Source organism: Pseudomonas resinovorans NBRC 106553 (assembly GCF_000412695.1).
Lineage (GTDB): Bacteria > Pseudomonadota > Gammaproteobacteria > Pseudomonadales > Pseudomonadaceae > Metapseudomonas > Metapseudomonas resinovorans_A.
On the sequence record NC_021499.1, the window covers coordinates 1,967,904 to 1,979,925 of the forward strand.

Genomic DNA, 12,022 nt, shown 5'->3' on the forward strand with positions numbered 1-12,022 from the left:
TAGCGTAGGTAGATCAGACGATCTACACCGGAGCCGCTCATGAACGCCTTGCCCGCCCTGTCACTGTCACTGTCACTGTCGCTGCTCGTCCTGTTCGGTGGCCAGGTCCTGGCCGCCGAGTGCCCGACGCTGCTGCAGCACGAGCTGCCCAAGCTGCGCTCCAAGGAAACCATCGACCTCTGCCAGCGCTTCGCCGGCAAACCCCTGGTGATCGTCAATACCGCCAGCCATTGCGGTTTCACCCCGCAGTTCAAGGGGCTGGAAGCGCTCTACAAGCGCTATCAGGACCAGGGGTTGGAAGTACTGGGCGTGCCCTCCGACGACTTCAAGCAGGAAGCCGCCACCAGCGAGGAAACCGCCACGGTCTGCTACGTCAATTACGGCGTGACCTTCGCCATGACCCAGCCGCAACACGTCACCGGTGACAAGGCCACGCCGCTCTACAAGGAACTGATCGCCCAGTCCGGTCAGTCCCCGCGCTGGAACTTCTACAAGTACGTGGTGGATCGCCAGGGCAAGGTGATTGCTCATTTCTCCAGCCTGACCAAGCCGGATGACCCAGACCTGCTGAAGGCTGTGGAGCAGGCTCTGGACAGCAAGCCTTAGTGGGTTTGTAGGAATAATCTGTTTTTTGCTGGTTGACTTGACTGTGCTAAAGTTTGCGCGCTTCCGATTTTTCGCAAGGATTTGCATATGGCTATCAAGGAATTGATGCGCCGCCCCCCTACCCCTATTTAGTTTCTGAATCCGTATCAGGCACAGCGCGACCGCGCGCCTGTGGCCGTTGGTTACGTGCGTGATTCCGTTCGGCGGCTTGCTCTAACCAAGACTTGTTCTAATTGGCTGGGTCCTTATGATGGCAAGCTGCCGTCGCGACCACGCAATTAGTAGTAAGTTCCCTGGGCATGACGAACGGTGCATCGCCGCTTTTTCCTACATGGAAGACATGAATGAACGCCCCTATTGCCTACGCTCAGCGCAACCCCGACGAGATCGATATCCTGGAATTGGTCAAGGACCTCTGGCGTCAGAAGGTTCTGATATTGGGGTTCGCCTTGCTGGCTGCCGTGCTAGGGGTGATCTACGCCCTGACCGCCACGCCGCAGTACAAGGTGCAGAGCGTTCTGCGGCCAGCATCACTCAAGGACCTCGACCAGTTGAATGAGTCTCGTCTCTACTCATTGACGCCGAAAGCGGCGTTGAAGAGGGTGGGGGAGGCATTGGAGTCCTATGGCCTGAAGTTGCAGTTCCTGCAGGAGCATCCGGATCTCGTCGTCCAGTTGCGAGGGGAGTCTGAGTCCATGGACCAGCTGTTGGATCGCTTGAACCGCGATGGCTTCACCGCGCTGCGCCCGGATCCAAAAAAGCCGTCCGCTCCCTTCGAAGGTGTCAGTCTTACCTATCCGGCAGGCGTTGATGGCGTGGCCTTGGTCAATGGCCTGGTCGCTGCGGCAATGACCCAGGAACAGCAGCGGATCCAGGATGATTTCGAGGTCCTGCGGGGTAACCGTCTGTCTCAACTGCAAAGTGCGATCGCGGCGGAACGCGCCCGTTATGTGGCCGGCAAGGAATCGCGTATCGCCAATCTGCTGGAAGCCAACGACCTGGAGAAACGCCTGCTTCAGGATGAGCTGAAAGTGTTGCGGCAGAAGCTGCAGGTCCGCCGACAGAACCGTATCAAGCAGCTGGACGAGGCGATCCAGATCGCCGCTGAGCTGGGCATCGTCAAGCCGACTACGCCCTCCGCGCTGGGTGAAAGCGCCCGGGAAGGGCAGGGCAGCGTGATGCGTACCGAGGTCAACAATCAGCAGATTCCGCTGTACTTCATGGGTACCGATACCCTCAAGGCCGAGCGCGCCGCGCTGCAGTCCCGTCGTTCCGATGAGTTCACCGAGCCGCGCATCGCGGATATCCAGGCCAAGCTCAGCCTGCTGGCGAACAACCGTGAGGTGGAGGTACTCAAGCAGCGCGAGAACGAGGACCTGTTCTTCAAGGACCTGGTCAAACTCCGTGGCGAGCAGGCGCGCCTGGAAAACCTGAAGGTCGATTTCTCCCGCTTGCAGTTGGTGCACATCGACCAGGTGGCGACCACGCCGCTGCGACCGATTGCACCGCGCAAGTCTCTGATCGTGGTGGTGGCCTTGGTGCTGGGCCTGATGCTGGGTGGTTTCATCGCCCTGGTTCGTAGCATCGTACGACGTTCCCGGCATCCTGTGGACGCGGTGCGCGAGCTGCCGGTCTATTCCTGAGGTTTGGCCTTGCTACAAAAAGCCAGTCAGTTCCCTGACTGGCTTTTTTATGGTTCTTCGCGGATTCAGGGGGAAGAGCGAGTTGACAGTCAGGGAAGTGGGTAGATTGGCAGTCGCCAAACGAACCAACCCCCACTCCCTGCTGCCGCCGTGAATCCTATTGATCTTGCCGCTTTCTGGCCAGGCTACGACGTCGTCGCCTGCTGCCAATCCGATCACCACACCCTGTTGATCAGCCTGGAGCCCCAAGCCGAGCGTCTACCGGAGTGTGGTCGCTGCCGCCAGCCCTGCCCGTTGGTCCATGAGCGGCGCATCCGTCAGGTGCGCGAGCGCGACTTGCTGGACCAGCGGGTGGTGCTCCAGCTGCCCGTGCGCCGTGTCGACTGCCTCACCTGCGGGCGCATCACGGAGCACATTGACTGGTTGGCGCCGACCTCCCGCTTGACCCAGCGCTTGCGGGTCTGGCTCGAAGGCTTGCTGCAGCTGCTGCCGATCAGCCACGTCAGCCGCCTCACCGGCCTGCACTGGCACACCCTCAAGACGCTCGACAAGCGCCGCCTCGAGGCGGCCGTGGGGACCTTTGAGCCCGGTGAGGTGCGGCGGCTGGTGATGGACGAGTTCGCCCTGCACAAGGGCCATCGCTACGCCACGGTGATCATGGATGCCGAGCGCACGCGGGTGTTGTGGGTCGGCCACGGTAATAGCCGTGAGGCGATCCGCCCGTTCTTCGAATTGCTCGGGGAGCACTGCCAGCAGATCGAGGCGGTGGCCATGGACATGAACACCGCCTTCGACCTCGAGGTGAAACGGCATTGCCCGCAGGCCGAGGTGGTGTACGACCTGTTCCACATGGTGGCGCGCTACGGCCGGGACGTGATCGACCGGATCCGGGTCGACCAGGCCAACCGCCTGCGCGAAGACAAACCGGCGCGCAAGGTGGTCAAGCAGAGCCGCTGGCTGCTGCTGCGCAATCGCGAAAACCTCAAGGACGGACAGGCCGTGCAGTTGCAGGAATTGCTCGCGGCCAACCAGCCACTGGCCACGGCCTACGTGCTCAAGGATGCATTAAAGGAAATCTGGTACGCCCCCAGTGTGCAGGACGGCTGGCGGCGCTGGCGTACCTGGCTGCGGCACGCCCGGGACAGCGGCCTCGCGCCGCTGCAACGCTTTGCCCGCAACCTGCGCAAGTACGCCCGGGGCATCCTCGCCAGCGCCCGCTTCCCCCTGCACACCAGTGTCCTGGAGGGCGTGAACAACCGCATCAAGGTGATCAAGCGCATGGCCTATGGCTTCCGCGACTCGGCCTACTTCTTCCTGAAAATCAAGGCCGCCTTCCCCGGGAAAGCGCGATGAACCTTTTTTATTGGTCAGGCATCGTCAGGTTAAAGACCCTGAAAAGCAAAAAGCCCGGACATGTCCGGGCTTTCCTTTTTCCTGCCGCCTGATCAGAAGCGATAGGTCAACTGGGCGCCAAGGCCATGGGCGCTGTTCTGGAAGGTCGCCTGATAGGCACCCTTGCTAGCGCTGACCTGATCGATCTTGGCGTCTTCCTCCTTGAGGTAGGAGTAGGCGACGTCGATGGTCATGTCGTCGTTGGGGCTCCAGGCGGCGCCCAGGCTGAAGATCTTGCGGTCGTCGCTGGGGATGCGCGGCGAGCGGAATTCGTTGCGTGTCGGCGTCTGGTCGTAGGCCAGGCCGGCGCGCAGGGTCCATTGCGGGTTCAGCTTGTACGCGGCACCCACGGCGTAGGACCAGGTGTCGTGCCAGTCCTGTTCTTCGACGATGGTGCCAAGGGCCGGGCCGAGCAGGCCGCCCACGCCCTTGTTTTCCACCCGGATCTCTTCCAGGCGGCTCCAGCGGGTCCAGGTGCTGCCGGCGTAGAGGGTCCAGGCATCGTTCAGGTCGTGGGTGACCGAGAAGTCCACGGATTCCGGGGTTTCCAGGTCAAGAGAGGCATCATACTTGCCCGCAGAGCTGCCCAGCACGAAGCCGCTGCCGGACACCGTGGTGTCGCCGCGCAGGGTGTAGTCCACCTTGGAGTGGTAGGTCAGGCCGAAGCGGGTGCGGGCGTCCAGCTCGAAGAGCACGCCGGCGTTGAAGCCCAGGGCGGTGTCGTCGCCCTTGACCTTGACCTTGCCGTCGTTGCTGCCAGGGGAGAGCGGGTTGAGCACGGCGGAGGTCAGTTCGCCCTCGATGCGGTTGATGGTGGGGCCGAAGCCGACCGACAGCTGATCGTTGATGCGGTAGCTGACGGTGGGCTGCAGGGTGATCACCTGCACCTCGCTCTTGTTGCCGAAGTAGCGGCCGGCGAAGCTGCCTTCGTAGTCGGTCATCAGGCCGAAGGGTACGTACATGCCGAAGCCGACCGCCCATTTGTCATCGATCGGCTTGACGTAGTAGCCCATGGGCACGCCCACGGTGGGGACCATGTCGCCGTCGTTGGTGCCGCCGAAGGTGCTGCGGGCATCGTCGATGTCGGTCTTGGCGAAGATCACTGCAGCGCCGACGCTGACCTGCTCGCGCTTGAGGCGCGCCATGCCGGCGGGGTTGCCGAATACGGTGGTGGCGTCGTCGGCGGAGGACGAACGACCGGCGAAGGCGGTACCCATGCCGCTGATGCTCTGCTCATTGAGCGCGAAGCCGGAGGCCAGGCTATAGCTGGAAGCGGCGCTGACGGCGAGGGCGAGGGCGGTCTTGAAGACTCTGCTTATCACGATTGACTCCTGAACGGTGGTGCAAAGGCCGGCACGCTAACAGGATTCCAATGGCCTGGCCAGCGTGGATACTTCCGGTAAAAGGTTAGGAAATATTGTCGAACAATCCGACAAAATCCTGGATTTTCGCTGATCGTGCAAATTGCCTTGCACGCTCGTTCCTGACTGGTCGGTCATTGCTCAGGCGACTTGGCTGAGCCCACCAACATGACGTTGCCAAGCGTCGAGGAAATCCCTTGGGCTGCCTTCGGGGCGAAACACCTGGCGCCAGACCTGAGCCATGCCGAGCAGGTCGTCGGCGGCGGGCATCACCAGGATGCTCGATTCCACCAGCATCCAGGCGATGGCGGTGGCGTAGCGCAGGTTGACGGTGAGTTCCAGGTGCGGAGCGGCGAGGAAGGCGTGCTGGCTGGCCAGGCCACGTACCTGGCTGGCGAGTTCCGGGTCATGGGCCAGGTGCTGGTCCCAGAGCTGTTGGTGGCGTTCGTCACTGATACCGTAGAGGCCACGGCCCTGGCTGCAGTCCAGGGCGCTGCCCAGGGCCGATTGGCTCGCGGCGGCGCCGAGCAGCAGGCTTTCGGCGATGGAGGAGGGGCGCTGCAGGTAGAGCAGCGTCGGGCGAATCACATGCTGGCGTAGATCGCAGGCGGCAATTCCCATGGGGCCCTCGAGAAGGGTGCCGGCGGGGCCGGGGCGTTTTGGCAGCTTCTCATCGTTCTTGGGAAGGGCCCCACCGGGAGCGGAGTTAGCCGCTCGATTTGAAGTCTAGTGGGAAATTTGTGCTGTAAAGGTCTGTTTTTAAACTGTTTCGTGTTTCTGGCTATTGTCCATATAGCCACCTGTGATTAAAAAACAGCCAGCAGCGGCGGGTCGCCAAACCCATTTTGCTGCTGGCTTTTCGCCTTATTCGCCCTTGGCCAGGGGCCTTGCCGGGTTGGTGATCCATTCGCTCCAGGAGCCGGCGTAGAGCCGTGCCAGGGGGTATCCAGCGAGGCTCAGGGCGAAGAGATTGTGGCAGGCGGTGACGCCCGAACCGCAGTAGGCCACCAGCTCATCCAGCGGGCGCTCGCCGAGCATGGCGGCGAAGCGCTGCCTCAGGGCGTCGGCCGGCAGGAAGCGGCCATCGCTTCCCAGGTTGTCGGTGAAGGCCGCGCACTGGGCGCCGGGAATATGCCCGGCCACCGGGTCGATGGGCTCCACTTCGCCCTTGAAGCGCGGCAGGGCACGGGCGTCCAGCAGGGTCAGGCCGGCGTTGCCCAGGCGTTGCTGGAGGCTGTCGGCGTCCACCAGCAGGCTGTCATCGGGCTGGCCCGCGAAACGCCCCGGCTGCACCGCCGGGGTCACGGCGGTCAGCGGCAGGCCGGCATCGCGCCAGGCCTTGAGGCCACCATCGAGCAGGAACACCCCCTCACGCTTGCCCAGCCAGGCCAGCAACCACCAGGCGCGGGCGGCGAAGGCGCCGGGACCGTCGTCGTAGAGGACGATGCTGCTGTCCGCGTCGATGCCCCAGTCGCGCAGCCGTCCGGCCAGCGTCGCCGGGTCCGGCAGCGGGTGGCGGCCGGTCACGCCACGGGTCACCGGACCGGAAAGGTCCTGCTCCAGGTCGGCGAAGCGGGCCTTGGGAATGTGGCTCTCGGCATAGCTGCGCTGGCCGTAGGCCGGGTCGTCGAGGGAGAAGCGGCAGTCGAGGATGACCAGGCCCGGTTCATCCTGGCGGGCACTGAGTTGGGCAGGGCTGATGAGTTGCGCGAGCGACATGGCGGGGTCCTTGTCGTGACCTGTGTTGTGGCAAGCATCATAAGGACGCCCGCACAGGCTGTCGCGCGCTATCGGCGGGGCGCGGCGCCCCGCCGTCCGGAGTTCAGCGGCAGGCAGCGCGGAGGCGGCGGAAACCGTCCTCGAGGTCGGCGATCAGGTCGTCCGGGTGCTCCAGGCCGATGTGCAGGCGCACCAGCGGCCCCTCGGCTTTCCAGGTGGTGGCGCTGCGGTGGGCGCTGGGGTTGGTCAGCAGGATCAGGCTTTCGAAGCCGCCCCAGCTGAAGCCCATGCCGAACAGCTGCATGCCGTCGAGCATGGCGCGCATGGCCTGCTCGGGCAGTGCCTTGAAGACCACGCCGAACAGGCCGCAGGCGCCGCTGAAGTCGCGTTTCCACTGGGCGTGGCCGGGGGCGTCGGGCAGGGCGGGGTAGAGGATCCGCTCCACTTCCGGTTGCTCGGCCAGCCACTGGGCGATCTTCTCCGCGTTGCGCTGGTGCCGCTCCAGGCGTGTGGAGAGTGTGCGCAGGCCGCGCAGCGCCAAGTAGGCGTCGTCGGCGCTGACCGACAGGCCGAGCTGCTTGTAGAAACCTCGGACCTGAGGGAAGAGCGCCTCGGTGGTGAGGATCACACCCATCAGCACGTCGGAGTGGCCGACGATGTACTTGGTGGCGGCATGGATGGAGATGTCCACGCCGTGCTTGAAGGAGGGGAAGTGCACCGGCGTGCCCCAGGTGTTGTCGAGCATTACCAGCGCGCCGTGGGCATGGGCGACCGCGGCGATGGCGGGCACGTCCTGCACCTCGAAGGTCAGCGAGCCGGGGGACTCGAGGAACACCACGCGGGTGTTGGGGCGGATCAGCGCGGCGATGCCTTCGCCGATCAGCGGGTCGTAATAGCTGGTCTCGATGCCGAAACGCTTCAGGGTTTCATCGCAGAAGGCGCGGGTCGGGTCGTAGACCGAGTCGGTCATCAGCAGGTGGTCGCCGGGCTTGAGCGTGGCCAGCAGGGCGGTGGTCAGCGCGCTCAGGCCACTGGGGGTGAGCATGGCGCCGTAGGCGCCTTCCAGCTCGGCCAGGGCGCTCTCCAGCGAGCGGGTGGTGGGATTGCCGTGGCGGCCATAGGTGTTGAGGGTGCCGTTCTGCGCCTGCAGGGATTCCACGCTGGGGAAGAGCAGGGTGGAGGCACGGTACACCGGGGTGTTCACGGTGCCGCCAATCCGGCCACGTTCACGGCCTTCATGGGCCAGCAGGGTTTCTGGGTGCAGCTTGCGGTCGTCCACCTGGGGCTTCCTCTGGATCAGTACGGCGAAAGGGGGCGACGCCTGCCAAAAGGGCGGGCGTCTGGAATGGCGAAAAGATTACCGGCGGAGGTGGGGAATTTCTTTGCTTTGATGGGCAGGGATATCGAATTTATTGGAAGTTAAATCTACTGAAAATTGATTTTGTGGAAATAATTTCCTGGTTGTGATCATGAGGCGAAAATCATGACTCTCCAGCCTGTATCAGGTGATCCAGCGGCAGCGCCGTGGTGTGCTTGATCACTTCCATGGCGAAGCCGGAACTGACATCGGACAGGTCGGCGACACGGATCAGGCGCTTGTACACCGCGTCGTAGCCCTTGATGTCCGGCACCACGATCTTCAGCAGGTAGTCGACGTCGCCGGTCATGCGGTAGATCTCGACGATTTCCGGAATGTCCCGGGTGCCTTCGACGAACTGCCGGGTCCAGTCGTCGCTGTGGCGGCTGGTGCGGATGGTGACGAACACCGTGACCCCGAGCTTCAGCCGCTCGGCGTCGCACAGCGCCACCTGGCGGGTGATCACGCCGTCCTCGCGCAATTTCTGCAGGCGCCGCCAGCAGGGGGTGGCGGACAGGTTCACCGCCTCGGCCAGCTCCGCCAGGGAGATGGAGGCGTCCTGCTGCAGGAGGGCGATGATCTGCAGGTCTTTCTTGTCCATGTATTGGGTCCGTGGCGGATGCGTTTGGTCAGGGGGCCCGTGGCCAACTGTGTCGAAACGATGACACTCGGCATCATATGTCACCCGCCCATGAAGTCGCGCGGGGCAAAAGATGGGAGAGCTGAATGCCTGGCCTGCACCTGCTGAACGAACCTGCCTCGCTGATCCGCCGCATCGGCGTGATCCTGGGGACCCTGCTGGTGGTCTTCTACTATTGCTGCCTGGTGCTGCTGCGTGCACCGCTGGGGCGACTCGACCGTGCGCGGGTCGACCACTACACCCGCGCCATGTCGCGGCTGTTGCTGCGCCTGGTGCGCATGGACCTGTCCGTGCACGGGCAATTGCCCGATTTCAACGATGGCCGCCGCTACCTGATCCTCTGCAGCCATTCCAGCCACTACGACATCCCGGCCAGCTTCGTCGCCCTGCCGGGCTCGATCCGCATGCTGGCGAAGAAGGAGCTGTTCCGGATTCCCTTCCTCGGCGCAGCCATGCGCGCGGCGGAGTTCCCGTCCATCGACCGGCACAACCGCCGGCAGGCGCTGGACGACCTGGCGAGCGCCCGGCGCATGATGGAAAGCGGCATCGTCCTCTGGGCGGCGCCCGAAGGCACCCGCTCCGCTGACGGGCGTCTGCTGAAGTTCAAGAAGGGCTGCTTCCACCTGGCCCTGGATACCGATGCGGTGATAGTCCCGGTGTCCATCCGCGGCATCCACCGCGTGCTGCCGGCCCGCAGCTTTCGCCTGAACCTGGGGCAGCGGGTGGAACTGCATGTGGGCGAACCCATCGATGCCGGTCGCTACAGCGCCGAACAGCTCGCCGAGCTGATGGCCGAGACCCGTGGGCGCATGCAGGAATTGCTGGGGCATGAAGCGGCGCAAGTGGTGGCGGCGAAGCCGCGCGAAGCACTGGCCTGATTCACCGCCCATTCCTTCCGCAGGGTGCGCCGCGCGCACCGGGCGCCTGGCTCGGTGCGCACCCTGCGGCCCTCAGCGAATCTTCAGCTTGCCGATCCGGTCGTTGTCCAGGCTGCCGAAGTAGAGGTAGTCGCCCACCGGCTTGGCCGAGGTGATCATGCGCAGGTGGGTGCCGCTGGTGTCGTGCAGGCTGTGGACGATCTCGCCTTGCTCGTTCAGCTGGATCACCAGGCCATAGGGCACCGCCTTGGGCCAGAACATGCGCGGTAGCTTGGCCATCTGCGCTTTGAGCCAGGGCTGGGTGTGGAGGAAGTCGGCATCGGCCTTGCGCGGCGTCGGCAGGGCAACCCAGAAGTTGCCCTGGTGGTCGCCCTGGAGGTTGTCCGGCAGCCCCGGCAGGTTGTCGATGAACACGTCATGGGTACCGGCCTTTTCACCGCTCAGCCAGTAGCGGCTGATGCGGTAGCGGTAGGTCTCGTTGACCAGCACGAAGTCCTCGTTGGCCGACAGCGCCACGCCGTTGGCGAAGTAGAGGTCCTTGAGCAGCACCTCGGTCTTGCCGGTGAGCGGGTCGAAGCGCATCAGGCGGCCATGGGGCCGGGCCTCCAGCAGGTCCAGCAGGTAGTCCGGCTGCTCGAAGCGGCTCGACGCGTCGGTGAAGTAGATGCGTCCGTCCTGGGCGATATCCAGGTCGTCGGTGAAGCGGAAGGGCACGCCCTCGGCTTCGCTGGCGAGCACCGTGATCTTGCCCTGCGGGTCGATGCGCAGCAGGCCCTTGTAGGCGTCGCCGACGATCAGGTTGCCGGCTGCGTCGAAGTCCATGCCCAGCGGGCGGCCGCCGGTTTCGGCGAAGGTTTCCACCTGGCCGTTCTCGCCGATGCGCACGATGCGGCCGTCGTGCAGGCCGGCATAGAGGCGGCCCTGGGCGTCGACGGCGGTGTCTTCCGGCCCGTGGACCTGACCCTGGGCGATCAGCTCGGCCTTCATCAGGGTGTCGTTGGGTTCCAGCACGCCGGTCATGGCCGGGGCCTTCGGCGCCTGCCAGGCCAGCGGATCGATGGGGGAGGGGGTGACGGCGAGGTAGACCGTCAGCGCGACGAGCACCAGAGCGAAAACGCTCAGCAGTTTCTTCATCTTCTTCTTGTATCCCTTCAGGTGAGGTTCCGGCCGGGGCCTTTTTATCTGCGCGGGATTTTTAGCAGCCGCCCGTCTCCGGCGCCAGAGCTGAATGTTGCGGCATCAACCAGGCAACGGTTGACAGGGTGGGGGCGGGCTGCGCAGTATCGGGCCTTCGCTTCATGCCACCGAGCTCCCAATGCCCGCCATCGCCCTTTCCACCGCACGCATCCTGGCCCTTTCGGCCCAGGCGTCGGTCATTGGCGTTGCCGCTGGCAAATCGAAGAAACAGTCGCTCATTTGACCGGGGCGCGCTGTCCCGTCAGATGGGCTGACAGGACAGTAGGCGCGAATCAGGTCGATCCTCCCGCGAATTCCCCTCCCTGCATCCCTCCGACGGTGACTCTGACGGTCAGCCAATGGAGATTTGCAATGCCTGTGTTTTCCGGAATCTGGGTTGCCCTGGTAACCCCCTTCAACGAGGGTGCCGTCGACTATCCCGCCCTGCGCCGCCTGGCCCGCCACTTGCTGGACGAGGGCGCCGCCGGCCTGGTGGCCTGTGGTACCACCGGGGAAGCCGCCGCGCTATCGACGGACGAGCAACTGGCGGTGCTCGACGCTTTGCTCGAGGTGGTGCCCGGCGAACGCCTGGTGATGGGCCTGGCGGGCAACAACCTGGCCGAGTTGCTGAGCTTCCAGCGTGAGGTGCAGCGTCGACCCATCGCCGGCGTGCTGGTGCCCGCGCCTTACTACATCCGCCCCTCCCAGCAAGGCCTGCTGGCCTGGTTCGGCGCCATCGCCGACGCGTCGAGCGTGCCGGTGATCCTCTACGACATTCCCTACCGCACCGGCGTGCGCCTGGAACTGGCCACCCTGCGCCAGCTCGCCCGTCACCCCAGGGTGGTGGCGATCAAGGATTGCGGCGGCAACCCGGAAACCACCCTGGCGCTGATCGCCGATGGCGAGCTGGATGTGCTTACCGGCGAGGACGGGCAGATATTCACCACCCTGTGCATGGGCGGACGTGGCGCCATCGCCGCCTCGGCGCATATCCGCACCCGCGACTTCGTGCGCCTGGCAGATTGTGTCGCCCGAGGCGAACTCGAGGCCGCGCGGGGGATCTTCCAATCACTGCAACCCTTGATTCGCCTGGCATTCGCCGAGCCGAATCCCGCGCCGGTAAAGAGCCTGCTGGCTTTCGAGGGGCTGATCCGCGACGAGTTGCGTTCACCCATGCAGTGCAGTTCAGCCGGTTTGCTGCAGGCCTTGCGTACCGAACTGGCCTAGGCGCCGGACCGCCCGGCGCGAAG

The 12,022-nt window shown here is 64.4% G+C and carries 11 protein-coding genes; 5 read left to right on the plus strand and 6 right to left on the minus strand.

The window, feature by feature from the left end; genetic code table 11:
* Positions 1-39 precede the first annotated feature (39 nt).
* From PCA10_RS09070 to PCA10_RS09080, 3 genes are all read left to right on the plus strand, one after another.
* Positions 40-606, plus strand: a complete 567-nt coding sequence (locus PCA10_RS09070) for a glutathione peroxidase (protein WP_016491765.1) — start codon at positions 40-42, stop codon at positions 604-606.
* Positions 607-950: 344 nt separating this feature from the next.
* A complete protein-coding gene (locus PCA10_RS09075; protein WP_016491766.1) occupies positions 951-2,249 on the plus strand; it encodes a Wzz/FepE/Etk N-terminal domain-containing protein in 1,299 nt (432 codons plus the stop codon).
* A 150-nt stretch (positions 2,250-2,399) separates the two neighbouring features.
* Positions 2,400-3,602 (plus strand): ISL3 family transposase, encoded by a 1,203-nt coding sequence (locus PCA10_RS09080; RefSeq protein WP_016491767.1) that lies wholly within the window; start codon positions 2,400-2,402, stop codon positions 3,600-3,602.
* A 92-nt stretch (positions 3,603-3,694) separates the two neighbouring features.
* On the opposite strand, the gene PCA10_RS09085 is transcribed toward PCA10_RS09080, so the two are convergent.
* The 5 genes from PCA10_RS09085 to PCA10_RS09105 form a co-directional block, all read right to left on the minus strand.
* The gene (locus PCA10_RS09085) at positions 3,695-4,963 is read right to left on the minus strand and encodes an OmpP1/FadL family transporter (protein WP_016491768.1); all 1,269 of its coding nucleotides are present in this window, start codon (positions 4,961-4,963) and stop codon (positions 3,695-3,697) included.
* Between the two features lie 180 nt (positions 4,964-5,143).
* Positions 5,144-5,623 (minus strand): hypothetical protein, encoded by a 480-nt coding sequence (locus PCA10_RS09090; protein ID WP_016491769.1) that lies wholly within the window; start codon positions 5,621-5,623, stop codon positions 5,144-5,146.
* 243 nt (positions 5,624-5,866) lie between these two features.
* Positions 5,867-6,721 carry a sulfurtransferase gene (locus tag PCA10_RS09095; protein WP_016491770.1) on the minus strand — a complete coding sequence of 285 codons (855 nt, stop codon included), beginning with the start codon at positions 6,719-6,721 and terminating at the stop codon, positions 5,867-5,869.
* Positions 6,722-6,824: 103 nt separating this feature from the next.
* Positions 6,825-8,000, minus strand: a complete 1,176-nt coding sequence (gene metC / locus PCA10_RS09100) for a cystathionine beta-lyase (RefSeq protein WP_016491771.1) — start codon at positions 7,998-8,000, stop codon at positions 6,825-6,827.
* Between the two features lie 202 nt (positions 8,001-8,202).
* The gene (locus tag PCA10_RS09105; protein WP_016491772.1) at positions 8,203-8,679 is read right to left on the minus strand and encodes an Lrp/AsnC family transcriptional regulator; all 477 of its coding nucleotides are present in this window, start codon (positions 8,677-8,679) and stop codon (positions 8,203-8,205) included.
* A 125-nt stretch (positions 8,680-8,804) separates the two neighbouring features.
* Between PCA10_RS09105 and PCA10_RS09110 the strand changes: the two genes are divergently transcribed.
* Entirely contained in the window at positions 8,805-9,596 is a 792-nt protein-coding gene (locus tag PCA10_RS09110; protein ID WP_016491773.1) for a lysophospholipid acyltransferase family protein, read from the plus strand.
* A gap of 72 nt (positions 9,597-9,668) precedes the next feature.
* On the opposite strand, the gene PCA10_RS09115 is transcribed toward PCA10_RS09110, so the two are convergent.
* Positions 9,669-10,730, minus strand: coding sequence for an SMP-30/gluconolactonase/LRE family protein (locus PCA10_RS09115; protein WP_016491774.1), 1,062 nt, complete (start codon positions 10,728-10,730; stop codon positions 9,669-9,671).
* Between the two features lie 414 nt (positions 10,731-11,144).
* Between PCA10_RS09115 and dapA the strand changes: the two genes are divergently transcribed.
* Positions 11,145-11,999 carry a 4-hydroxy-tetrahydrodipicolinate synthase gene (gene dapA / locus PCA10_RS09120; protein ID WP_016491775.1) on the plus strand — a complete coding sequence of 285 codons (855 nt, stop codon included), beginning with the start codon at positions 11,145-11,147 and terminating at the stop codon, positions 11,997-11,999.
* The last annotated feature ends 23 nt before the right edge of the window (positions 12,000-12,022 follow it).

Coding starts and splice junctions, on each gene's coding strand:
- PCA10_RS09070 (WP_016491765.1), top strand. CDS start 40: ATGAACGCCTTGCCCGCCCTGTCACTGTCACTGTCACTGTCGCTGCTC.
- PCA10_RS09075 (WP_016491766.1), top strand. CDS start 951: ATGAACGCCCCTATTGCCTACGCTCAGCGCAACCCCGACGAGATCGAT.
- PCA10_RS09090 (WP_016491769.1), bottom strand. CDS start 5,623: ATGGGAATTGCCGCCTGCGATCTACGCCAGCATGTGATTCGCCCGACG.
- PCA10_RS09095 (WP_016491770.1), bottom strand. CDS start 6,721: ATGTCGCTCGCGCAACTCATCAGCCCTGCCCAACTCAGTGCCCGCCAG.
- PCA10_RS09105 (WP_016491772.1), bottom strand. CDS start 8,679: ATGGACAAGAAAGACCTGCAGATCATCGCCCTCCTGCAGCAGGACGCC.
- PCA10_RS09110 (WP_016491773.1), top strand. CDS start 8,805: ATGCCTGGCCTGCACCTGCTGAACGAACCTGCCTCGCTGATCCGCCGC.
- PCA10_RS09115 (WP_016491774.1), bottom strand. CDS start 10,730: ATGAAGAAACTGCTGAGCGTTTTCGCTCTGGTGCTCGTCGCGCTGACG.
- dapA (WP_016491775.1), top strand. CDS start 11,145: ATGCCTGTGTTTTCCGGAATCTGGGTTGCCCTGGTAACCCCCTTCAAC.